The following is a 21,604-nucleotide window of genomic DNA, read 5'->3' on the forward strand; positions in this document are numbered from 1 at the left end:
CCTCTCAGACCCGGCGACGCTTCGGCGGACGGCACCCGTTGTGCGGCTGCGGCGTGACGTCGGAGATCTGCCCGACCTCGAGGCCGACGGCCTGCAGCGAACGGATGGCGGTCTCCCGGCCGGAGCCGGGGCCCTTGACGAACACGTCGACCTTGCGCATGCCGTGCTCCATCGCGCGGCGCGCGGCGGCCTCGGCGGCGAGCTGCGCGGCGAACGGAGTCGACTTGCGGGAGCCCTTGAAGCCCACCTGGCCGGACGAGGCCCAGGAGATGACCGCACCGGTCGGGTCCGTGATGGACACGATGGTGTTGTTGAAGGTGCTCTTGATGTGCGCCTGCCCGTGGGCGACGTTCTTGCGTTCCTTGCGCCGGACCTTCTTGACGGCGGCTCCGGCACGAGCCTTCGGTGGCATAAGTCTGTGCGCTCCTAGTTACTTCTTGCCGGGCTTCTTCTTGCCGGCCACGGTCCGCTTCGGGCCCTTCCGGGTCCGCGCGTTGGTCTTGGTGCGCTGGCCACGCACGGGCAGACCGCGGCGGTGCCGGATACCGGCGTAGCAGCCGATCTCGACCTTGCGGCGGATGTCAGCGGCGACCTCGCGGCGCAGGTCGCCTTCAACCTTGTAGTTGCCCTCGATGTGGTTCCGGAGCTCGACGAGCTCCTCGTCCGTGAGGTCCCGAACGCGCTTGTCCGGCGAGATGCCGGTCGCGGCGAGCGTCTCCAGGGCGCGGGTGCGACCGACCCCGAAGATGTAGGTGAGCGCGATCTCCATCCGCTTCTCGCGGGGGAGATCCACGCCGACTAGACGTGCCATGTGCGGGCGTACTCCTCGTGATGTTGTGGCGGAGGTGTGGACCCGTCCCACCCCGCTACCGGCCGTCCCTGTCCTTCCGGCGTCAAGAACGCCGGCGACCGGGATCGGTCGCTGCCCGAGCGGGCCCCGGCCTCCGACCGGGGGTCAACCACGAGGGGGTACGCGCTGCGCACCCGACCGCGGCTGGGACGAGCTGGTGATGTGTGGGGCGTCAGCCCTGGCGCTGCTTGTGGCGCGGGTCGGTGCAGATGACCATGACCCGGCCGTGCCGGCGGATCACCCGGCACTTGTTGCAGATCCTCTTGACGCTCGGCTTGACCTTCACGGTTGCCTTACTTCCCATCTGGCCCGACCCGCGACACAGCGCGACCCGGACGTCGAAGACGGACACGGAAACGTCCCGGCCGCCGTCAGGCTTACTTGTAGCGGTAGACGATGCGCCCGCGGGTCAGGTCGTACGGCGAGAGTTCGACGACGACCCGGTCCTCCGGCAGGATGCGGATGTAGTGCTGCCGCATCTTGCCGCTGATGTGAGCCAGCACCTTGTGACCGTTCGCGAGCTCCACCCGGAACATGGCGTTCGGCAGGGGCTCGATGACCCGACCCTCGATCTCGATGGCTCCGTCTTTTTTCGGCATGTCCTCCGCTGTCCTGACGTCGGTTACTCCGGACGGCCCACAACGTCTTACACGGGTGAACTGACCAAGATCAGGAAACCCGCGCCAGCCGCGGCTCCGACTCCCACCGAAGCGCAGGGTGGGCATGGCGGAGTGGACGCTGTGCGCCGATCAGAAAGTGTACGCCGACCCGCACGTGCTCGCCAAACCGACCGGCGCGACAGTCACCCGGACGGCTCGGATATGACGCAGGTCACGTCTCCGGAAGCTCGCGCTTCGCCCGCCGGCGGGCCTCCCGCTCGACCCGCTTGCGCCGCCGGCGCTCGGCGTCCTTCTCCGGTGCGCCGGACGCCAGCCCCTGGACTGTCTGGTAGAGCACCACCGCGCCCCACGGGCCGAGCACCCAGATCGGCCAGTAGTCGTCGAACTCGAACTCGCCCTCACCCAGCTGCGAGACGAACCAGATCGCGGTGAGGATCAGGGCCACCTTCAGCCAGGGGCCCCAGACCCCCAGCAGCCAGGCGCTGCGCGCCCCGCTCACGACCTCCGGGCCCGGGACCGCCACCCCGCCCTCCCCGGCCGCGCGCGGCGCCGGCAGGGGGCGCCCGGCCGGTCCGGTGCCGGGCAGGTCGGTCAGCAGCTCGTCCAGCTCGCCGTAGGTCTTCGACCCGTACGCCCGGCGCAGCCGGTCGTCGTACTCGTGCAGGTCGAGCCGGCCCTCGTTCAACGCCGCCCGGAGTCGCTCCGCGGTGGCCTCACGGTCCGCGTCGGCCGCCCGCATGCGGTTGCGCTCCTCCATGGGAGCAAGCATGTCACCCGATCGCCAGCCCGGCACGGCGTGGCCGGTCATCCGGCGCGGCCGGGGCCCCGATCAGGCCGGGGAGTCCACCGACGTCTGCCGCTTGGTCACCAGGTCGCCCAGGCGGGCCCGTCCGCCGTCCTCGGCGGTCAGCACCCACACGCCGTCGTCCAGCAGCGCCATCGAGTGCTCGACGTGCACCGCCATCGACCCGTCCCGGGTCACCACGGTCCAGCCGTCGGACAGCTCGACAGTACGCGGCGAGCCCATCGTGATCATCGGCTCGATGGCGAGCGCCAGGCCCGGCACCAGGCGCGGCCCCTTGCCGGGACGCCCGTGGTTGAGCACGTGCGGGTCCTGGTGCATCTCGGTGCCGATGCCGTGGCCGCCGTAGCCGTCGACGATGCCGTACCGGCCGCCCTTGCGGACCGCCGTCTCGACCGCGTGGGAGATGTCGGTGAGCCGGCCCTTGCCGGAGGCCGCCCCGCGCGCCGCGGCAGCGATCCCGGCCCACATGGCGTCCTCGGCCACCGCCGTCATCCTCAGCAGCGCCGGGTCGACCTCGCCGACCGGCACCGTGACCGCCGCGTCGCCGTGCCAGCCGTCCAGCACCGCGCCGCAGTCGATGGAGATCAGGTCGCCCTCGCGCAGCACCTGCTCGGCCGACGGGATGGCGTGCACCACCTGCCGGTTGACCGAGGAGCAGATCGACGCCGGGAAGCCGTGGTAGCCCTTGAACGACGGCACGGCACCCGCCTCGCGGATGGTCGACTCGGCGATCGCGTCCAGGTCGGCCGTCGACACGCCCGGCGCCACCGCCTCCCGCATCCGGCGCAGGGCGCGGGCGACGACCAGACCGGCGGCCCGCATCAGCTCGATCTGCTCGGGGGTCTTCAGCTGGATGTCCAGCTGGGGACGGCGCATGGTGGTGGTTACCTTTCGTCACGCGTACGCGGAGCAGCGGGGCACGTCGCACGTACCCCGCTGTTCGCACTCTATCCGCCGGGTGGCGGGTCGGACCTCAGCCGCCGTACGAGCGCAGCGCGTCGATGGCGCGGACGGTGACGTCCTCCACCGGGCCGGTCGCGTCGATGCCGACCAGCTTGCCTTGGGCGCCGTAGTAGTCCACGAGCGGCGCGGTCTTCTCGGCGTACTCCCGCAGCCGGGCGGCGATGGTCTCCGGCTTGTCGTCGTCGCGCTGGAACAGCTCGGCGCCGCAGCGGTCGCAGACGCCCTCCCGGCTCGGCGAGTCGAACTCGACGTGCCAGATCTTGCCGCAGCCGCGGCAGGTGCGCCGGCCGGACAGCCGCCGGATCACCTCGTCGTCGTCGACGACCAGCTCCAGCACCAGGTCCAGCGCGGTGCCGAGGTCGGCGAGGAGCTTGTCCAGCGCGGCGGCCTGCGGAGTGGTCCGCGGGAAGCCGTCGAGGAGGAAGCCCTCGCTCGCGTCCGGCTCGGCGAGCCGGTCCCGCACCATGTTGATGGTGACCTCGTCCGGGACCAGCTTGCCGGCGTCCATGTACCGCTTGGCCTCGACGCCCAGCGGCGTGCCCTGGGAGACGTTCGCCCGGAAGATGTCACCGGTCGAGATCTTCGGCACCGAGAGGTGCGCGGCGACGAACTCCGCCTGTGTGCCCTTGCCCGCGCCCGGCGGGCCAACCAGAACGAGTCGCATCTACCGCAGGAACCCTTCGTAGTTCCGCTGCATGAGTTGGCTCTCGATCTGCTTCACGGTCTCCAGACCGACGCCGACCATGATGAGCACAGCGGTGCCGCCGAACGGAAAGTTCTGGAACTGCTGGTTGTCGAGCCAGATGAAGAAGAAGTTCGGCAGGATCGCGACGATGCCCAGGTAGAGCGCGCCCGGCAGGGTGATCCGGCTGAGGATGAAGTCGAGGTACTCGGCGGTCGGCTTGCCGGGGCGGATGCCCGGCACGAAGCCGCCGTACTTCTTCATGTTGTCCGCGACCTCGGTCGGGTTGAACGTGATCGACACGTAGAAGTACGTGAAGAAGATGATCAGCAGGAAGTAGATCGCGATGTGCTCCGGCGCGCTCGCCTTCACGATGTGGTTCTGGATCCACGCCTGGACCTTGCCCGGGTCGGTCTGATCGAAGAACTGGAGCGCGAGCTGCGGCAGGTAGAGCAGCGACGAGGCGAAGATGACCGGGATGACACCCGCCTGGTTCACCTTCAGCGGGATGTAGGTCGACGTCCCGCCGTACATCCGCCGGCCGATCATGCGCTTGGCGTACTGCACCGGGATGCGGCGCTGCGCCTGCTCGATGAAGGTGACAGCGGTGATGACCAGCAGCACCAGGGCGATGACGAGGAGGAACATCCCCCAGCCCTTTGTGGTCTTGATCTTCCAGCCCTCGCTGGGGAGCCGGGCCGCGATCGAGGTGAAGATCAGCACGGACATGCCGTTGCCGACGCCCCGGTCGGTGATCAGCTCACCGAGCCACATCACGACGCCGGTGCCGGCGGTCATGGTCATGACGAGGATGGTCAGGGTCAGCCAGTCCGGGATGCCGGTGCCCTGGGGCACGATCGGGAACTGGTCGCACTGGTTGTTGAACAGCTGGCCGGAGCGGGCCAGCGCCACGAACGCCGAGGACTGGAGGATGCCCAGGCCCAGCGTCAGGTAGCGGGTGTACTGCGTGATCTTGGCCTGCCCGGCCTGGCCCTCCTTGCGGAGCTGCTCCAGGCGCGGGATCACCACCGTCAGCAGCTGCAGGATGATCGACGCGGTGATGTAGGGCATGATGCCCAGCGCGAAGACCGAGAGCTGGAGCAGCGCGCCACCGGAGAAGAGATCCAGCAGGTTGAGCACACCGGTGCTTCCACCCTGGATCGTGTCGAGGCACTTCTGCACGTTGCCGTACGAGACGCCCGGGCTGGGCAGCGTGGCGCCCAGCCGGTAGACCGCGATGATGCCTACTGTGAACAGCAGCTTCTTGCGCAGGTCAGGCGTACGGAACGCACTGAGAAAGGCGGACAGCAACTTCTTCCTCCTGCGCGACGCGGGCCGCCGGTGACGAATCCCTGGCGGGGCGGGGTGGTGCCGGACGGAGTGCCCGGTATCCATGGCTGGGAACGGACTCTAACAGCCCTGTCCCCGTCCGGGCAGATGCGCCCGGCTACATAAAACGAATCCGATGTTACCCGGCGCACACGTGGCCGGTAGACCATGGCGCCCGCCCAGTTGCGAACAACTGAGCGGGCGCCATGAACTTCGCCTTACAGCTCGGTGACCGAGCCACCGGCGGCGGTGATCTTCTCCTTGGCCGACGCGCTGAACGCGTGCGCCGACACCTGGAGAGACACGCCGCCGAGGTCGCCGGTGCCGAGCACCTTGACCGGGTGGCCCTTGCGGACCGCACCGGCCTCGACCAGCTCGACCGGGCCGACCTGGCCGCCGTTGGGGAACAGTTCGGCCAGCCGGTCCAGGTTGACCACCTGGAACACGACCTTGAACTTGTTCTTGAAGCCCTTCATCTTCGGCAGGCGCATGTGGATGGGCATCTGCCCACCCTCGAACGCCGGCGAGATGTTCTTCCGGGCCTTGGAACCCTTGGTACCGCGACCGGCCGTCTTGCCCTTCGAGCCCTCACCGCGACCCACACGGGTCTTGTCGGTCTTGGCGCCGGGAGCCGGACGCAGGTGGTGCACCTTGATCGTCATTACTCGACCTCCTCGACCTTCACGAGGTGGTTGACCGTGAAGATCATGCCGCGGATCTCCGGCCGGTCCTCCTTGACCACCACGTCGTTGATCCGCTTGAGACCGAGGGAACGCAGCGAGTCACGCTGGTTCTTCTTGGTCCCGATCTCGGACCGGACCTGGGTGACCTTCAGGCGTGCCATCAGGACGCCACCCCCGCCCGCGACGCCAGCATGGCGGCCGGCGCGACGTCCTCGACCGGCAGACCACGACGGGCCGCGACCTGCTCCGGGGACTCGAGCCCCTTCAGGGCCGCCACCGTGGCGTGCACGATGTTGATCGGGTTGGACGAGCCGAGGCTCTTGGAGAGCACGTCGTGGATGCCCGCGCACTCCAGCACGGCACGCACCGGACCACCGGCGATGACACCCGTACCGGCGGAGGCCGGCTTGAGCAGCACCACACCGGCCGCCGCCTCACCCGTCACCGGGTGCGGGATGGAGGACGCGATGCGCGGCACCTTGAAGAAGTGCTTCTTGGCCTCCTCGACACCCTTGGCGATCGCCGCGGGCACCTCCTTGGCCTTTCCGTAGCCCACACCGACGGTGCCGTCGCCGTCGCCCACGATCACCAGGGCGGTGAAGCTGAAGCGACGACCACCCTTCACGACCTTGGCGACGCGGTTGATCGCGACGACCCGCTCGAGGTGCGGGGTCTTCTCGACGGGCGCGTTTCCGCGGCCGCCCTCACGGCGGTTGTCGCGGCGACCACCCTCGTTGCCACCGGACCCGCCGCCACGGCGCTGTTGACCTGGCATCAGCAGCCTTCCTTCTCTCTCGTGACGGGGTTTCTAGAACTCGAGCCCGGCTTCGCGGGCGGCGTCGGCAAGCGCGGCGACACGCCCCGCGTACCGGTTGCCACCGCGGTCGAAGACGACCTTCGAGACGCCGGCGGCCTTGGCGCGCTCGGCGAGCAGGGCGCCGACCTTGCCGGCCAGGGCGCTCTTGTCGCCCTCGGCGCCGCGCAGCGAGGCGTCCATGGTCGAGGCCGACGCCAGGGTGTGACCCTTGGTGTCGTCCACGATCTGGGCCACCACGTGGCGCAGGGAGCGGGTGACGACCAGGCGGGGACGCTCGGCGGTGCCGCTGACGTTCTTGCGGACCCGGAAGTGCCGACGCGCACGCCCGACGGCACGCTTGGCGGCGACGCCGCGGCGGCGCTTGAGCAGCGTGGCGCTCACTTCTTACCTGCCTTTCCAGCCTTGCGGCGGATGACCTCGCCCTGGTACTTCACGCCCTTGCCCTTGTAGGGCTCCGGCGGACGGATCTTCCGGATGTTGGCGGCGACCTCGCCGACCTGCTGCTTGTCGATGCCGGCCACGTGGAACAGCGTCGGCTTCTCGACCGTGAAGGTGATGCCCTCCGGCGCCGGCACCAGGACCGGGTGCGAGAACCCGAGCGCGAACTCGAGGTCCTTGCCCTTGGCGGTCACGCGGTAACCGGTACCGGCGATCTCCAGGCTCTTGCGGTAGCCCTCGGTGACACCGACGATCATGTTGGCCACCAGCGTACGGCTCAGGCCGTGCAGCTCCTTGGCCTTGCGCTCGTCGTTGGGCCGGTTGACGTGCAGCTCGCCGTCCTCGCCCCGCTCCGCCGTGATCGGCTCGGCCAGCACGTGGCTCAGTTCGCCCTTGGGGCCCTTGACCTTGACGGTCCGGCCGTCGATCGTGATGTCGACGCCGGCAGGCACCGGGATCGACTTACGTCCAATACGCGACATTTCTACCTGTCTCCCGTTACCAGACGAAGGCGAGGACTTCCCCGCCAACGCTCCGCTTGCGGGCCTGCCGGTCGGTGAGCAGCCCCTGGGACGTCGAAATGATCGCCACGCCCAGCCCGCCGAGCACCCGCGGGAGCCCGTCCGACTTGGCGTACACCCGGAGACCGGGCTTGGACACGCGCTTGATGCCGGCCAGGCTCCGCTCGCGGTTCTGGCCGTACTTCAGCTCGACGACCAGTCGCTTGCCGACGGCGCCCTCCTCGGGCTCCTCGACCGACCAGGTGGCGATGTAACCCTCGGCCTTGAGGACCTCGGCGATGTTCGCCTTGATCTTCGAGTAGGGCATCGTCACCCGGTCGTGGTACGCCTGGTTGGCGTTACGCAGACGCGTGAGCATGTCTGCGATCGGGTCGGTCATCGTCATGAAAACTCGTCAACCTTTCTCGCCGGGGTTCCCCGGGCCAGGCCCGGGGCCTACGGCGAAGAGACAGTTCAGCTGACGCGCCGGAGCGCGCCGGGCTATTACCAGGAAGCCTTGGACACGCCGGGCAGCTCACCGCGGTGGGCCATCTCCCGGATGCACACCCGGCAGAGACCGAACTTGCGGTAGACCGCCTTCGGACGCCCGCACCGCTGGCAGCGGGTGTACGCGCGAACCGAGAACTTCGGCTTCGCGGCCGCCTTGAGGATCAGCGCCTTCTTGGCCATCTCAGTTCTCCTTGAACGGGAAGCCCAGGAGCTTGAGCAGCGCCCGGCCCTCGTCGTCGGTCGTGGCGGTCGTGACCACCGTGATGTCCATGCCCCGCTGGCGATCGATCTTGTCCTGATCGATCTCGTGGAACACCGACTGCTCGGTCAGGCCGAACGTGTAGTTGCCGTGCCCGTCGAGCTTGCGCCCGTCCAGGCCGCGGAAGTCACGGATACGCGGCAGCGCGATCGAGAGCAGCCGGTCCAGGAACTCCCACATCCGGTCGCCGCGAAGGGTGACCTTCGCGCCGATCGGCATGCCCTCGCGGAGCTTGAACTGCGCGATGGACTTGGTGGCCCGCCGGACCTGCGGCTTCTGGCCGGTGATGGTGGCCAGGTCGCGGACTGCCCCGTCGATCAGCTTGGCGTCGCGAGCGGCCTCGCCGACACCCATGTTGACGACGATCTTGACCAGCCGCGGCACCTGCATCGGGTTGCCGAACTCGAACTGCTTCTGCAGCTCGGCCACCACCTCGTTGCGGTACCGCTCCTTGAGGCGCGGCAGGGTCTTGGTTTCGGTAGCCGTGGTCATCAGAGGTCCTTACCGGTGCTACGCGCGATGCGGACCTTCTGGCCGTTGTCGTCGATCCGGTAGCCGACGCGGGTCGGCTTGCCGTCGGAGTCCAGGACCATCACGTTCGAGACGTGGATCGGGGCCTCCTGGGTGACGATGCCACCGGTCTTGGCGCCACGCTGGGTGGTGCTGATACGGGTGTGCTTCTTGACCCGGTTCACGCCCTCGACCAGGACCTTGTCCTGCCGCGGGTAGGCCGCGATGACCTTGCCCTTGGCACCCTTGTCCTTGCCGGCGATGACGACGACCGTGTCGCCCTTCTTGACCTTCACGGTCACAACACCTCCGGCGCGAGAGAGATGATCTTCATGAACCGCTTGTCCCGCAGCTCCCGGCCCACCGGGCCGAAGATACGGGTACCGCGCGGGTCCCCACCGTCCTTGATGATGACGGCGGCGTTCTCGTCGAAGCGGATGTACGACCCGTCCGGCCGCCGCTTCTCCTTGGCGGTCCGAACGACGACGGCCTTGACGACGTCGCCCTTCTTCACACCGGCACCGGGGATCGCGTCCTTGACGGTCGCCACGATGACGTCGCCGATGCTCGCGTAGCGCCGACCGGAGCCGCCGAGCACCCGGATGCACAGGATCTCCCGGGCACCCGTGTTGTCGGCGACGCGCAGTCGCGACTCCTGCTGAATCACGTCTATCTCCTATGTCTGCCGGTTCTCCGGCCGCTCGGGGCGGCCGGAGCCTGGCGGAACCTGCGCCCGACCGAGACCCGGCCGAGCTCGAGCCTTCGCTACTTGGCCTTCTCGAGGATCTCCACGAGCCGCCAGCGCTTGGTGGCGGACAGCGGCCGGGTCTCCATGATCAGGACCCGGTCGCCGATGCCGGCCGAGTTCTGCTCGTCGTGCACCTTCAGCTTGCGCGTACGGCGCATGATCTTGCCGTACAGCGCGTGCTTGACGCGGTCCTCGACCTCGACCACGACGGTCTTGTCCATCTTGTCGCTGACCACGAGGCCCTCGCGAACCTTGCGGCGGGCCCGCGCGGGGGCGGTGGTGTTCTCACTCATGATGCAGTCACCTCAGTCGGCGCGGCCGAGAGACCCAGCTCACGCTCACGCATGATCGTGTAGATCCGGGCGATCTCCCGACGGATGACCTGCAGCCGCCGGTTGTTGTCCAGCTGCCCGGTTGCGGCCTGCACGCGGAGGTTGAACAGCTCCGCCTTCGCCTCGCGCAACTTCGTGACCAGCTCCTCCTCGGAGAGCTCACGCAGCTCGGAGGGCTTGACGCCCGCTGCCATCAGGATTCACCCACTTCGCGCGTAACAATGCGGCACTTCATCGGGAGCTTGTGGATCGCGCGACGCATCGCCTCTCGCGCGATCTGCTCGTTGGGGAAGGACATCTCGAAGAGAACCCGCCCCGGCTTCACGTTGGCGACCCACCACTCGGGCGAACCCTTACCGGAACCCATCCGGGTCTCGGCCGGCTTCTTGGTGAGGGCCTGGTCCGGGAAGATCGTGATCCAGACCTTGCCGCCACGCTTGATGTGGCGGGTCATCGCGATACGCGCCGACTCGATCTGGCGGTTGGTCACGTACGCCGGCTCGAGAGCCTGGATCCCGAACTCGCCGAACACCACCCGGTTACCACCCTTGGACGCGCCACTGCGGTCCGGGTGGTGCGGCTTGCGGAAGCCCTTCGGGGGCTTGCGCGGCATCAGCATCTGTCAGCCCTCCTGCTGCGTTTCTGCCGGCTGGTTACCGACCGGAGCCGAGGCGGCGGCGGCGACAGCGCTGCTGTCGACCGGCTCACCGGCCGGCGTCTCCGCCTGCTGCGCGATGGTGGTCGCGGCAGCCCGGCCGGCCTCGGTGCCACCGGCGGTCGTACCGGACGAGCCCGAGCGGCCACGGCGCGGCCGGTCCGGCCGGTCGCCACGGTCACGGCGCGGGCCGCGCGACGGGGCAGCCTCGGCCGGGGCCTCGCGGCCCGGGACGGCGTCGCCCTTGTAGATCCAGACCTTCACGCCGATCCGGCCGAAGGTGGTACGGGCCTCGAAGAAGCCGTACTCGATGTTGGCCCGCAGCGTGTGCAGCGGAACCCGGCCCTCGCGGTAGAACTCGGTCCGGCTCATCTCGGCGCCGCCCAGACGGCCCGAGACCTGAACCCGGATGCCCTTGCAGGCGGGGTTCTTCATCGCGGACTGCATCGCCTTGCGCATGGCCCGACGGAAGCTGACCCGGCTGGACAGCTGCTCGGCGACGCCCTGGGCGACCAGCTGCGCGTCCGACTCGGGGTTCTTCACCTCGATGATGTTCAGCTGGACCTGCTTGCCGGTGAGCTTCTCCAGCTCGCCGCGGATCCGGTCGGCCTCCGCACCCTTACGGCCGATGACGATGCCCGGCCGGGCGGTGTGGATGTCGACGCGGACCCGGTCGCGGGTGCGCTCGATGTCGACCTTGGAGATGCCGGCGCGCTCGAGGCCCTTGGACATCATGCGGCGGATCTTGACGTCCTCGCCGATGTAGTCCTTGTAGAGCTTGTCCGCGAACCAGCGGGACTTCCAGTCGGTCGAGATGCCGAGCCGGAACCCGGTCGGGTGAACCTTCTGACCCATTACTCGGCACCCTCCGTCGTGCTCTGCTCCTCAGCGGCCGGCTTGGCCGGAGCGGCCTTCTTCGCCGACTTCTTCGGCGTGGCCGCCGCGACCGCCTCGACCGCCACGGTGATGTGGCACGTGCGCTTGCGGATCCGGTACGCCCGGCCCTGCGCCCGCGGCCGGAACCGCTTCATGGTCGGGCCCTCGTCGACGAACGCCTCGCTGACGAGCAGCGCGTCGGGGTCCAGCCGCTCGTTGTTCTCCGCGTTGGCGATCGCGCTCGCGAGCACCTTGTACACCTGCTCGCTCGCAGCCTGCGGCGCGAACTGCAGCACCGTGAGCGCCTCCTTCGCGGGCAGGCCGCGGACGAGGTTGACCACCCGGCGCGCCTTCATCGGCGAGATGCGCACGTGCCGCGCAACCGCCCGCGCGCCCGGAAGCACCGGAGCGTCGCCCTTTCCTGGCATCGCTGTAACCCCTTGTTCCTCTATCCGTATGCCCGCGGCGTCAGCGCCGGCGGCTCTTCCGGTCGTCCTTCTCGTGACCCTTGAACGTGCGGGTCAGCGCGAACTCGCCGAGCTTGTGCCCGACCATGGCCTCGGTCACGAAGACCGGGACGTGCTTACGTCCGTCGTGCACGGCGATCGTGTGACCCAGCATCTCCGGGATGATCGTCGAGCGGCGCGACCAGGTCTTGATGACGTTCTTCGAGCCCTTGTCGTTCTGCGTCTCCACCTTCTTGAGCAGGTGGTCGTCGACGAACGGGCCCTTCTTCAGGCTGCGAGGCATGTCTTATCTCCCTCAGCCGCGCTTACGCGTGGCGTAGCGGCGGCGGACGATCAGCCGGTCGCTCGGCTGGCCCTTACGACGGGTGCGGCCCTCGGGCTTACCCTGCGGGTTGACCGGGTGGCGACCACCGGAGGTCTTACCCTCACCACCACCGTGCGGGTGGTCGACCGGGTTCATCGCGACACCACGGACGGTCGGGCGCTTGCCCTTCCACCGCATCCGGCCGGCCTTACCCCAGTTGATGTTCGACTGGTCGGCGTTGCCGATCTCGCCGATGCTGGCGCGGCAGCGCACGTCCACACGCCGGATCTCACCGGACGGCATACGCAGGGTCGCGTACGCGCCCTCACGGCCGAGCAGCTGGATGCCGACGCCGGCCGAGCGGGCCAGCTTGGCGCCGCCACCCGGACGCAGCTCCACGTTGTGGATGGTGGTACCGACCGGGATGTTGCGCAGCGGCAGGTTGTTGCCCGGCTTGATGTCGGCGCCCGGACCGGACTCGACGCGGTCGCCCTGCTTCAGGTCCTTCGGCGCGATGATGTAGCGCTTCTCGCCGTCGGCGTAGTGCAGCAGCGCGATGCGCGCGGTGCGGTTCGGGTCGTACTCGATGTGAGCGACCTTCGCCGGCACGCCGTCCTTGTCGACCCGCTTGAAGTCGATCAGACGGTACTGGCGCTTGTGGCCGCCACCGTGGTGCCGCGTGGTGATCCGGCCGTGGGCGTTGCGTCCGCCCTTCTTCGGCAGCGGAGCCAGCAGCGACTTCTCGGGCGTCGACCGGGTGATCTCGGCGAAGTCGGCAACGCTCGAGCCACGCCGGCCCGGCGTCGTCGGCTTGTACTTACGGATAGCCATTGTCTACACCCCTCAGCTGACCGGGCCGCCGAAGGCCTCGATACGGTCACCGTCAGCCAGCTTCACCATCGCGCGCTTGGTGTCCTTGCGCTTGCCGAACCCGGTACGGGTCCGCTTGCGCTTGCCCTCGCGGTTGAGCGTGTTGACCGTCAGGACGCGGACGTTGAAGATCTGCTGGATAGCGATCTTGATCTCGGTCTTGTTGGCGTCCGGGTGCACCAGGAAGGTGTACCAGTTGCGGTTCAGCTCGCTGTAGCTCTTCTCCGAGACGACCGGCGCGACGATGACGTCACGCGGATCGGCGATCGTGCTCACTTGCCATCCTCCTCGGTGGTCTCGGCGGGAACGCCCAGGAACTCGTCCAGGGCCTCCTTGGTGAAGACCACGTCGTCGGCCACCAGCACGTCGTAGGTGTTGAGCTGGCCGGCCTCGATCAGGTGCACCCGGCTGTCCCGCGCGTTGCGCAGGTTCCGCAGCGACACCCAGTTCAGCTCGTCGGTGCTGCTCAGCACGACCAGGACCCGACGGGCCTCGGTGAGCTTGGTCAGCGTGGCCAGGGCCGCCTTGGTGGACGGCTTCTCGCCGGAGACGAACGCCTCGACGACGTGCACCTGGCCGGCGCGGGCCCGGTCGGAGAGGGCGCCACGCAGGGCGGCGGCCTTCATCTTCTTCGGGGTGCGCTGGCTGTAGTCGCGCGGCACCGGGCCGTGGACCACGCCACCGCCGGCGAACTGCGGCGCGCGGGTCGAGCCCTGGCGGGCACGACCGGTGCCCTTCTGCTTGTACGGCTTCTTGCCTCCACCGGAGACCTCGCCGCGGGTCTTCGTCTTGTGCGTACCCTGACGGGCCGCCGCGAGCTGGGCCACCACGACCTGGTGCATCAGGGCGATGTTGGCCTGCGCGTCGAAGATGTCGGCCGGCAGCTCGACGGAGCCGCTCTTGGCGCCTTCGACGTTGATGACGTCAACGGTGGTCACTTGGCCGCACCGCCCTTCTTCACCTTCGCCTTGGCCGCAGTGCGGACCAGGACCAGCGCGCCCTTCGGGCCGGGGATGGCGCCGCGGACGAGCAGGAGGTTGTTCTCGGTGTCGACCGCCTGGACGGTCAGGTTCTGGACGGTGTAGCGCACGCCACCCATCCGGCCCGCCATCCGGGTGCCCTTGAAGACGCGACCCGGGGTCGCGCAGGCGCCGATCGAGCCGGGCGAGCGGTGCTTGCGCTCGACACCGTGGCTGGCACGCAGACCGTGGAAGCCGTGCCGCTTCATCGGGCCGGCGTAGCCCTTGCCCTTGGTCTTGCCGGTCACGTCGATCACGACGCCGGCCGGGAACTCCTCGACCGTGACCTCCTGGCCCGGCGCGTAGTCCGTGGCGTCGGAGGTGCGCAGCTCGACGATGTGCCGGCGCGGCGCGACGTCCGCCTTGGCGTAGTGCCCGGCGAGCGGCTTCTTGACCTTGCGCGGGTCGATGACCCCGTACGCCAGCTGGACCGCGGAGTAGCCGTCCTTGTCGGCGCTACGAACCTGGCTCACGACGCACGGGCCGGCCTGAACCACGGTCACGGGCACAACCTTGTTGTTGTCCCAGACCTGGGTCATGCCGAGCTTGGCGCCCAGGATCCCCTTGACTTGCCTGTCCATTTGTCCGGTCCCTACAGCTTGATCTCGATGTCGACGCCAGCCGGCAGGTCGAGGCGCATGAGCGAGTCGACCGTCTTCGGGGTCGGGTCGATGATGTCGATCAGACGCTTGTGCGTACGCATCTCGAAGTGCTCGCGCGAGTCCTTGTACTTGTGCGGCGAGCGGATGACGCAGAAACGGTTGATCTCCGTGGGCAGCGGCACCGGGCCAGCGACCTGCGCCCCGGTACGCGTCACCGTCTCGACGATCTTCCGAGCCGAGGAGTCGACGACCTCGTGGTCATAGGCCTTGAGCCGGATGCGGATCTTCTGTCCCGCCATGGTGGCTTCTGTTCCTTCTCTCGATGCCGCTGTGTTGCGGGCGGCTGTACCGGCTGGCACAGGCCCACTTCCGCCGACCCCCGCGGTCGGGCGTGTCGCGCCCGTGGGCCAGGCTCCGCCCCGGGACTCCGGAGCGATTCTCTGACCGCGCGGTGGGTCATGGCGCCGATCGCGGGGACCGCGACCTGGACGCCGCGCGAGGGTGGTTGACCGCCGATGGCGATCAACCACCCTACGCGAGACAGTCTGACTCCCGGAGGTCCAGCCTCAACCGGACGCAGGCGACCGACCGTCGTTACGCAACCTGACTAGTATGCCGCACGACCGGCGGCGACGCTAATCGGGGTTACCCAGCTCACTTGATGATCTTGGTGACGCGACCCGCGCCGACCGTACGACCACCCTCGCGGATCGCGAACTTCAGGTTCTCCTCCATGGCGATGGGCTGGATCAGCTTCACCGTCATCGAGGTGTTGTCGCCCGGCATGACCATCTCGGTGCCCTCGGGCAGCGTGACGACGCCGGTGACGTCCGTGGTCCGGAAGTAGAACTGCGGGCGGTAGTTCTGGAAGAACGGGGTGTGCCGGCCGCCCTCCTCCTTGGAGAGGATGTAGACCGTCGCCTCGAACTCCGTGTGCGGGGTCGTGGTGCCCGGCTTGATGACGACCATGCCGCGCTCGACGTCCTCGCGCTTGATGCCGCGCAGCAGCAGACCGACGTTCTCACCCGCGCGGGCCTCGTCGAGCAGCTTGCGGAACATCTCGATGCCGGTGCAGGTGGTCTTCATCGACTTCTCACGGATGCCGACGATCTCCACCTCCTCGTTCGGCTTGAGGATGCCGCGCTCGGCGCGACCGGTCACCACGGTGCCGCGACCGGTGATCGTGAAGACGTCCTCGATGGGCATGAGGAACGGCTTCTCGGTCTCGCGCTCCGGCTGCGGGATCGCGGTGTCCACGGCGTTCATCAGGTCCAGGAGCTTCCCGGTCCACTCCGGGTCGCCCTCGAGGGCCTTCAGCGCCGAGACCCGGACGACCGGCAGGTCGTCACCCGGGTACTCCTGCGAGGAGAGCAGCTCACGGACCTCGAGCTCGACGAGCTCCAGGAGCTCCTCGTCATCGACCATGTCGCTCTTGTTGAGCGCCACGACGATGTACGGCACACCGACCTGACGGGCCAGCAGCACGTGCTCGCGGGTCTGCGGCATCGGGCCGTCGGTCGCCGCCACCACCAGGATCGCGCCGTCCATCTGCGCGGCACCGGTGATCATGTTCTTGATGTAGTCGGCGTGACCGGGGCAGTCGACGTGCGCGTAGTGACGCGCCTCGGTCTGGTACTCGACGTGCGCGATGGAGATCGTGATGCCGCGGGCCTTCTCCTCCGGCGCCTTGTCGATCTCGTCGAACGGCGTGTACGGGTTCAGGTCCGGGTACTGGTCGTGCAGGACCTTGGTGATGGCCGCCGTCAGCGTCGTCTTACCGTGGTCGATGTGACCAATGGTGCCGATGTTGACGTGCGGCTTAGTCCGCTCGAACTTCGCCTTCGCCACTGGTGTCCTCCTGTGGACTTTCTTGGTTCGTTCGCCCCGGCGCGCCGTTCGGCGCTTAGGACTCTGTCGACAGCCTTTCCGGCCGGAAGGCCGGAGAGCTTTTGTGGGTTCTGCGGCGATGAAGCCTACAGGCCCGGTCTCACGCAACCCGATCGAGGTGGCCGCGGGCGGGAGAACCCTCCCGCGACCGCCCTCGCGTCATCGGATCAGCCGAGGGTGAGTGTCACTCACCCGTCGACTTGGCGATGATCTCCTTGGCCACCGAGGCCGGAACCTCGGCGTAGGAGTCGAACTGCATGCTGTAGCTAGCCCGGCCCTGGGTCTTCGACCGCAGGTCGCCGACGTAGCCGAACATCTCCGACAGCGGCACCAGAGCCCGGACGACGCGAGCGCCGCTGCGCTCCTCCATCGCCTGGATGATGCCACGCCGGGAGTTGAGGTCGCCGATGACGTCACCCATGTTCTCCTCAGGAGTGGTGACCTCAACGGCCATCATCGGCTCGAGGAGAGCGGGGTCGGCCTTGCGGGCCGCCTCCTTCATCGCCATCGAGCCGGCGATCTTGAACGCCATCTCCGACGAGTCGACCTCGTGGTACTGGCCGTCCACCAGGGTGAGCTTGACGCCCACCAGGGGGAAGCCGGCGAGGATGCCGTACTGCATGGCGTCCTGCGCGCCCGCGTCCACCGAGGGGATGAACTCCCGGGGGATGCGGCCACCGGTCACCGCGTTGGCGAACTCGTACGTCGGGGCGTCGTTGCCCAGCGGCAGCGGCTCCACGCTGATGATCACGCGGGCGTACTGGCCGGAACCACCGGTCTGCTTCTTGTGGGTGTACTCGACCTTCTCCACCTTGCGGCGGATGGTCTCGCGGTACGCCACCTGCGGCTTACCGATGTTCGCCTCGACGTTGAACTCGCGGCGCATCCGGTCGACCAGGATGTCCAGGTGCAGCTCGCCCATGCCGGAGATGACCGTCTGACCGGTCTGGTCGTCCAGCTTGACGCGGAAGGTCGGGTCCTCCTCGGCCAGCCGCTGGATGGCGGTGCTGAGCTTCTCCTGGTCGGCCTTGGTCTTCGGCTCGATGGCCACCTCGATGACCGGCTCCGGGAAGGTCATCGACTCCAGGATGACCGGGTTCGCCGGGTCGCACAGGGTGTCACCGGTGGTGGTCTGCTTCAGACCCTGCACCGCGATGATGTCGCCGGCCTGGGCGGAGCTGCGCTCCTCCCGCTTGTTGGCGTGCATCTGGTAGATCTTGCCGATCCGCTCCTTGCGGTCCTTGGTGGAGTTGATCACCTGAGAACCGGACTCGAGCGTGCCGGAGTAGATCCGGACGTACGTCAGCTTGCCGAGGTGCTTGTCGGTCTGGATCTTGAAGGCCAGGCCGGAGAACGGCTCGGAGACCGAGGGCTTCCGCTGCAGCGGGGTCTCGCCGTCGGTGGCCGTACCCTCGATCGCCGGGATGTCCAGCGGCGAGGGCAGGTACGCGACGACCGCGTCCAGCATCGGCTGGATGCCCTTGTTCTTGAAGGCGGTACCGGTGAGGACCGGGTTGGCCTTGCCGGCGATGGTGGCCCGGCGGATGGCGGCCTTGATCTCGTCGACCGAGATCTCCTCGCCCTCGAGGTACTTCTCCATCACCGAGTCGTCGACGTCGGCGAGGGTCTCCATCAGCTTCTCGCGCCACTCGGCAGCCGAGTCGGCGAGGTCGGCCGGGATCTCCTCGACCGCGTAGTCCTCGCCCTTCTGGGTCTCGCCGCGCCAGGTCAGCGCACGCATCTCGACCAGGTCGACCACGCCGATGAAGTCGGACTCGGCGCCGATCGGGATCTGGAGGACCAGCGGGGTGGCGTTGAGCCGGTCGATCATCATCTGCACGCAGCGGAAGAAGTCGGCGCCGGTCCGGTCGAGCTTGTTGACGAAGCACATCCGGGGGACGTTGTACTTGTCCGCCTGCCGCCAGACGTTCTCCGTCTGGGGCTCCACGCCGGCCACGCCGTCGTAGACCGCGACCGCACCGTCCAGAACACGCAGCGACCGCTCGACCTCGACCGTGAAGTCGACGTGGCCGGGCGTGTCGATGATCTGGATCGTGTGGCCCTTCCACTCGCACTTGGTGGCGGCGGAAGTGATGGTGATACCGCGCTCCTGCTCCTGCTCCATCCAGTCCATGACGGCGGCGCCCTCGTGGACCTCACCGATCTTGTACGTGATGCCGGTGTAGAACAGGATTCGCTCGGTGGTAGTGGTCTTACCGGCATCGATGTGGGCCATGATGCCGATGTTGCGTACGTTGGCGAGCGCGTCTGCGGCGGCCACTTCAATCCCTACTTATCGTCGTCTCGACACAACTGGTGGCGGTTCCGGCGCCGGTGGGCGCCGGAACCTCAGGTGTTACCAGCGGTAGTGCGCGAAGGCCTTGTTCGACTCGGCCATCTTGTGCGTGTCCTCACGCCGCTTGACGGCGGCGCCGAGGCCGTTGCTCGCGTCCAGCAGCTCGTTCATCAGCCGCTCGACCATGGTCTTCTCGCGCCGCGCCCGGGAGTAGGTCACCAGCCAGCGCAGACCGAGCGTGGTCGCGCGGGACGGCCGGACCTCGACCGGAACCTGGTAGGTGGCGCCACCGACACGGCGGCTGCGCACCTCGAGGGTCGGCTTGACGTTGTCCATCGCGCGCTTGAGCGTGACGACGGGGTCGGTGCCGGACTTCTCGCGGCAGCCCTCCAGGGCGGCGTACACGATGCGCTCGGCGAGCTGACGCTTGCCGCGCAGCAGGATCTTGTTCACCAGCTGGGTGACCAGGGGCGAGTTGTACACCGGGTCAGCGACCAGCGGCTTCCGCGGAGCGGGTCCCTTACGCGGCATGTCAGCTCTTCTCCTTCTTCGCGCCGTAGCGGCTGCGAGCCTGCTTGCGGTTGCGGACACCCTGGGTGTCCAGCGAACCGCGCACGATCTTGTACCGCACGCCCGGGAGGTCCTTCACACGACCGCCGCGCACGAGCACGATCGAGTGCTCCTGGAGGTTGTGGCCGACGCCCGGGATGTAGGCGGTCACCTCGATCTGGCTGCTGAGCTTGACACGAGCGACCTTGCGCAGCGCCGAGTTCGGCTTCTTCGGGGTGGTGGTGTACACACGGGTGCACACGCCGCGCCGCTGGGGAGACCCCTTGAGCGCCGGGGTCTTGGTCTTGGTCGTCTTGGCCTGACGGCCCTTTCGGACCAACTGCTGAATGGTGGGCACCGGGTTTCTCCGCTCCCTTCGGCCGCTGCGAGGCGACCGCGCCGTCTGCTCCAGCCGTCCGGATGGGCGGCTCTCCTACATTCCAACCAGGGCCGCCTGACGGCTCCCCAGCACCCGCGGTCGGGCGTGTCGCCCGAGTCACGGTTCCGGTGCCGGCCGCTGACGCGTCGTACCGGATCTTCTGGTCTTGGTGGTGCGACCGCGCGATCACCGGTTGACCGGTTCCAGCGCACGCACGCATTGCCCGGGCGGGCCCGGGCACAAGGGGAAAGAGTACCTACCACAGCCGCGCCGGTCAAAACGGATGGGTCGGGAAGGACCGCTGTGCGGTCCGCCGCCCGGTCTCCGGGTCGCCGATGCGCCGGTGATGGGCACCTACAGTGACAAGTGTACCGGCTCGTCCGCCGCGCGACCCGGCGGCCCCGACACCGCCCGGCCTTCGGGCACCCGGACATACCGCACAAACCATGTCACCGGCCGCAGGCGTCGCAGACGCGGCGTCACGTGATCTGCACCACCAGGGCCAGCGCGAGCCCGATCAGTCCGAACAGCAGGCCCGCCGCGCCACAGGAGATCCCCGCCACGGCCAGGCCGGCGCCGGTGAACCGGACCGACGGCGGCGGCGCCGGGCGCCGGATCTGCCGCCGGGCGAGCAGCCCGGCCACCATCGCGCCGACGCCGATCAGCCCGCCCAGCACGGTGAACGCGCCCGCCGCCCAGGCGCCGCCGACGTTGCGGCCGGCCAGGCCGAAGCACAACACCAGCAGCGACACCCCGATCGCGGCGATGCCGGCGACGAGCGACCCGATCGCCAGGCCGGAGGTGACAGGCGGCACGTCGAGGTGGACCACGCCGAACGGCGTACCCGGCACCGCGTCGACCCGCTTCGGCGGCCGCGGCGTCTCGGCCGGCGGCGGCGGAAGCGCCGGCCCGCCGTGCGGACCCCAGCCGCCGTGGCCGGGCGCGCTCCCCGGCGCCGGCCACCCGCCGCCGTGCGCCGGCGGACTCCCCGGGTACGCCCCGAACGCCGGCCCGTGCGTCGGCGCGGACGCGGGACCCGGCGGGTACGGCCCGGGGCGGGTCGGGTCGCCTCCCGGCGCGGCCGGTTCCGTCACGGGGTCCTCCTGTCCACACGCCCGCCGCGCGGCGGACACCGGCCAGGCTACCGCCGCCGATCACGGCGGGGCGGGCGGGCGCGGGCCCGCTCCCCCACCGGGTCAGTCGAAGTTCGGCGCGAAGTCGTGGCCGAACGAGGCGTCAGCGGCCCGGACCACGCCGATCACCACCGCCGCGACCACCGCGGCGGCGGTCAGCACCAGGCCGGTCCGCGCCATCTGCTCGCCGCGCCGCAGCCAGTCCGCGCCGGTGAGATAACCACCCGACGCGTACGCCTCCCGGCGGGCCTGCCGAGCGAGCACGAGCGCGATGGTGGCCGGTACCGCCCCGCCGATGAAGAACCCGGTGAGCGCGCCGATCAGCCCGAGCGCGAAGACGGCGCGGGCCTTCGTGGAGCGGACCGGTTCCGGATCGTGCGGATGGCGGTACGCCTGCGGCACGACGGGCGCCTGCCCGGGCACGGTCGTCATGCCCTCCATCATGCCCCGGATCCGCTCCCCCGGTCCCGGCACTCCGGACGCGACGAGGCCCCCGGCGGATGCCGGGGGCCTCGTCGTTG

General features: G+C 68.9%; 35 protein-coding genes. All 35 read right to left on the minus strand.

The window, feature by feature from the left end:
- Window positions 1-4 precede the first annotated feature (4 nt).
- The 35 genes from rpsK to CLT75_RS20755 all read right to left on the minus strand — a co-directional run bounded on the left by rpsK (window position 5) and on the right by CLT75_RS20755 (window position 21,515).
- On the minus strand, window positions 5-412 hold the full coding sequence (gene rpsK, locus CLT75_RS20585) for a 30S ribosomal protein S11 (protein ID WP_013288613.1): 408 nt from the start codon (window positions 410-412) through the stop codon (window positions 5-7).
- A gap of 18 nt (window positions 413-430) precedes the next feature.
- Window positions 431-811: a 30S ribosomal protein S13 gene (rpsM, locus tag CLT75_RS20590; RefSeq protein WP_013288614.1), complete on the minus strand. Its 381-nt coding sequence runs from the start codon at window positions 809-811 to the stop codon at window positions 431-433.
- A 211-nt stretch (window positions 812-1,022) separates the two neighbouring features.
- Window positions 1,023-1,136, minus strand: a complete 114-nt coding sequence (rpmJ, locus tag CLT75_RS20595; RefSeq protein ID WP_012184307.1) for a 50S ribosomal protein L36 — start codon at window positions 1,134-1,136, stop codon at window positions 1,023-1,025.
- Between the two features lie 91 nt (window positions 1,137-1,227).
- Window positions 1,228-1,449, minus strand: coding sequence for a translation initiation factor IF-1 (gene infA, locus CLT75_RS20600; RefSeq protein ID WP_007073013.1), 222 nt, complete (start codon window positions 1,447-1,449; stop codon window positions 1,228-1,230).
- A 232-nt stretch (window positions 1,450-1,681) separates the two neighbouring features.
- Window positions 1,682-2,209, minus strand: a complete 528-nt coding sequence (locus tag CLT75_RS20605; RefSeq protein ID WP_135244077.1) for a DUF1707 SHOCT-like domain-containing protein — start codon at window positions 2,207-2,209, stop codon at window positions 1,682-1,684.
- 90 nt (window positions 2,210-2,299) lie between these two features.
- The gene (map, locus tag CLT75_RS20610; RefSeq protein ID WP_013288617.1) at window positions 2,300-3,151 is read right to left on the minus strand and encodes a type I methionyl aminopeptidase; all 852 of its coding nucleotides are present in this window, start codon (window positions 3,149-3,151) and stop codon (window positions 2,300-2,302) included.
- Between the two features lie 97 nt (window positions 3,152-3,248).
- Window positions 3,249-3,902: an adenylate kinase gene (locus tag CLT75_RS20615; protein ID WP_013288618.1), complete on the minus strand. Its 654-nt coding sequence runs from the start codon at window positions 3,900-3,902 to the stop codon at window positions 3,249-3,251.
- Window positions 3,903-5,231, minus strand: coding sequence for a preprotein translocase subunit SecY (secY, locus tag CLT75_RS20620; RefSeq protein ID WP_135242069.1), 1,329 nt, complete (start codon window positions 5,229-5,231; stop codon window positions 3,903-3,905).
- A gap of 236 nt (window positions 5,232-5,467) precedes the next feature.
- A complete protein-coding gene (gene rplO, locus CLT75_RS20625; RefSeq protein ID WP_018784561.1) occupies window positions 5,468-5,911 on the minus strand; it encodes a 50S ribosomal protein L15 in 444 nt (147 codons plus the stop codon).
- Window positions 5,911-6,093, minus strand: coding sequence for a 50S ribosomal protein L30 (gene rpmD, locus CLT75_RS20630; protein ID WP_013473693.1), 183 nt, complete (start codon window positions 6,091-6,093; stop codon window positions 5,911-5,913). Before rpmD ends, rplO begins: the two co-directional genes overlap by 1 nt.
- The gene (gene rpsE, locus CLT75_RS20635; RefSeq protein ID WP_135242070.1) at window positions 6,093-6,707 is read right to left on the minus strand and encodes a 30S ribosomal protein S5; all 615 of its coding nucleotides are present in this window, start codon (window positions 6,705-6,707) and stop codon (window positions 6,093-6,095) included. The genes rpmD and rpsE overlap by 1 nt, the downstream gene beginning before the upstream one ends.
- A 33-nt stretch (window positions 6,708-6,740) precedes the next feature.
- Entirely contained in the window at window positions 6,741-7,130 is a 390-nt protein-coding gene (rplR, locus tag CLT75_RS20640; RefSeq protein ID WP_135242071.1) for a 50S ribosomal protein L18, read from the minus strand.
- Window positions 7,127-7,669: a 50S ribosomal protein L6 gene (rplF, locus tag CLT75_RS20645; protein ID WP_013288623.1), complete on the minus strand. Its 543-nt coding sequence runs from the start codon at window positions 7,667-7,669 to the stop codon at window positions 7,127-7,129. The genes rplR and rplF overlap by 4 nt, the downstream gene beginning before the upstream one ends.
- Before the next feature lie 16 nt (window positions 7,670-7,685).
- A complete protein-coding gene (gene rpsH, locus CLT75_RS20650; protein ID WP_013288624.1) occupies window positions 7,686-8,093 on the minus strand; it encodes a 30S ribosomal protein S8 in 408 nt (135 codons plus the stop codon).
- Between the two features lie 98 nt (window positions 8,094-8,191).
- A complete protein-coding gene (locus tag CLT75_RS20655) occupies window positions 8,192-8,377 on the minus strand; it encodes a type Z 30S ribosomal protein S14 (protein WP_007073023.1) in 186 nt (61 codons plus the stop codon).
- A 1-nt stretch (window position 8,378) separates the two neighbouring features.
- On the minus strand, window positions 8,379-8,948 hold the full coding sequence (gene rplE / locus CLT75_RS20660) for a 50S ribosomal protein L5 (protein ID WP_135242072.1): 570 nt from the start codon (window positions 8,946-8,948) through the stop codon (window positions 8,379-8,381).
- Complete coding sequence (gene rplX / locus CLT75_RS20665; protein ID WP_013288626.1) at window positions 8,948-9,268, minus strand: 50S ribosomal protein L24; 321 nt, start codon at window positions 9,266-9,268, stop codon at window positions 8,948-8,950. The genes rplE and rplX overlap by 1 nt, the downstream gene beginning before the upstream one ends.
- Window positions 9,265-9,633 carry a 50S ribosomal protein L14 gene (gene rplN, locus CLT75_RS20670; protein WP_007073026.1) on the minus strand — a complete coding sequence of 123 codons (369 nt, stop codon included), beginning with the start codon at window positions 9,631-9,633 and terminating at the stop codon, window positions 9,265-9,267. Before rplN ends, rplX begins: the two co-directional genes overlap by 4 nt.
- A 98-nt stretch (window positions 9,634-9,731) precedes the next feature.
- Window positions 9,732-10,007: a 30S ribosomal protein S17 gene (gene rpsQ / locus CLT75_RS20675; protein ID WP_135242073.1), complete on the minus strand. Its 276-nt coding sequence runs from the start codon at window positions 10,005-10,007 to the stop codon at window positions 9,732-9,734.
- Complete coding sequence (gene rpmC / locus CLT75_RS20680; RefSeq protein ID WP_013288628.1) at window positions 10,004-10,240, minus strand: 50S ribosomal protein L29; 237 nt, start codon at window positions 10,238-10,240, stop codon at window positions 10,004-10,006. Before rpmC ends, rpsQ begins: the two co-directional genes overlap by 4 nt.
- Entirely contained in the window at window positions 10,240-10,665 is a 426-nt protein-coding gene (rplP, locus tag CLT75_RS20685; RefSeq protein ID WP_007465292.1) for a 50S ribosomal protein L16, read from the minus strand. Before rplP ends, rpmC begins: the two co-directional genes overlap by 1 nt.
- Window positions 10,666-10,668: 3 nt before the next feature.
- Window positions 10,669-11,556, minus strand: a complete 888-nt coding sequence (gene rpsC, locus CLT75_RS20690) for a 30S ribosomal protein S3 (RefSeq protein WP_013473694.1) — start codon at window positions 11,554-11,556, stop codon at window positions 10,669-10,671.
- Window positions 11,556-12,005 carry a 50S ribosomal protein L22 gene (rplV, locus tag CLT75_RS20695; protein WP_013288630.1) on the minus strand — a complete coding sequence of 150 codons (450 nt, stop codon included), beginning with the start codon at window positions 12,003-12,005 and terminating at the stop codon, window positions 11,556-11,558. The genes rpsC and rplV overlap by 1 nt, the downstream gene beginning before the upstream one ends.
- Window positions 12,006-12,045: 40 nt before the next feature.
- Entirely contained in the window at window positions 12,046-12,327 is a 282-nt protein-coding gene (rpsS, locus tag CLT75_RS20700) for a 30S ribosomal protein S19 (RefSeq protein ID WP_007073032.1), read from the minus strand.
- A 12-nt stretch (window positions 12,328-12,339) separates the two neighbouring features.
- Complete coding sequence (gene rplB, locus CLT75_RS20705) at window positions 12,340-13,179, minus strand: 50S ribosomal protein L2 (RefSeq protein WP_013288631.1); 840 nt, start codon at window positions 13,177-13,179, stop codon at window positions 12,340-12,342.
- A gap of 12 nt (window positions 13,180-13,191) precedes the next feature.
- On the minus strand, window positions 13,192-13,494 hold the full coding sequence (gene rplW / locus CLT75_RS20710; protein ID WP_013288632.1) for a 50S ribosomal protein L23: 303 nt from the start codon (window positions 13,492-13,494) through the stop codon (window positions 13,192-13,194).
- Complete coding sequence (gene rplD / locus CLT75_RS20715) at window positions 13,491-14,156, minus strand: 50S ribosomal protein L4 (RefSeq protein ID WP_135242074.1); 666 nt, start codon at window positions 14,154-14,156, stop codon at window positions 13,491-13,493. The genes rplW and rplD overlap by 4 nt, the downstream gene beginning before the upstream one ends.
- Window positions 14,153-14,818, minus strand: a complete 666-nt coding sequence (rplC, locus tag CLT75_RS20720; RefSeq protein ID WP_135242075.1) for a 50S ribosomal protein L3 — start codon at window positions 14,816-14,818, stop codon at window positions 14,153-14,155. The genes rplD and rplC overlap by 4 nt, the downstream gene beginning before the upstream one ends.
- An 11-nt stretch (window positions 14,819-14,829) precedes the next feature.
- Window positions 14,830-15,138 carry a 30S ribosomal protein S10 gene (gene rpsJ, locus CLT75_RS20725; RefSeq protein ID WP_007073037.1) on the minus strand — a complete coding sequence of 103 codons (309 nt, stop codon included), beginning with the start codon at window positions 15,136-15,138 and terminating at the stop codon, window positions 14,830-14,832.
- A 355-nt stretch (window positions 15,139-15,493) separates the two neighbouring features.
- On the minus strand, window positions 15,494-16,687 hold the full coding sequence (gene tuf, locus CLT75_RS20730; RefSeq protein WP_013288635.1) for an elongation factor Tu: 1,194 nt from the start codon (window positions 16,685-16,687) through the stop codon (window positions 15,494-15,496).
- Window positions 16,688-16,910: 223 nt separating this feature from the next.
- Entirely contained in the window at window positions 16,911-19,007 is a 2,097-nt protein-coding gene (fusA, locus tag CLT75_RS20735; RefSeq protein WP_128137685.1) for an elongation factor G, read from the minus strand.
- A 75-nt stretch (window positions 19,008-19,082) separates the two neighbouring features.
- Window positions 19,083-19,553 carry a 30S ribosomal protein S7 gene (gene rpsG / locus CLT75_RS20740; RefSeq protein WP_013288637.1) on the minus strand — a complete coding sequence of 157 codons (471 nt, stop codon included), beginning with the start codon at window positions 19,551-19,553 and terminating at the stop codon, window positions 19,083-19,085.
- A 1-nt stretch (window position 19,554) separates the two neighbouring features.
- Window positions 19,555-19,929 (minus strand): 30S ribosomal protein S12, encoded by a 375-nt coding sequence (gene rpsL / locus CLT75_RS20745; RefSeq protein WP_007465318.1) that lies wholly within the window; start codon window positions 19,927-19,929, stop codon window positions 19,555-19,557.
- Window positions 19,930-20,429: 500 nt separating this feature from the next.
- Window positions 20,430-20,801 (minus strand): hypothetical protein, encoded by a 372-nt coding sequence (locus CLT75_RS32890; protein ID WP_194801541.1) that lies wholly within the window; start codon window positions 20,799-20,801, stop codon window positions 20,430-20,432.
- 345 nt (window positions 20,802-21,146) lie between these two features.
- Window positions 21,147-21,515 carry a hypothetical protein gene (locus CLT75_RS20755; protein ID WP_167796934.1) on the minus strand — a complete coding sequence of 123 codons (369 nt, stop codon included), beginning with the start codon at window positions 21,513-21,515 and terminating at the stop codon, window positions 21,147-21,149.
- Window positions 21,516-21,604: the final 89 nt, after the last annotated feature.

It is taken from the genome of Micromonospora sp. CNZ285, assembly GCF_004637285.1.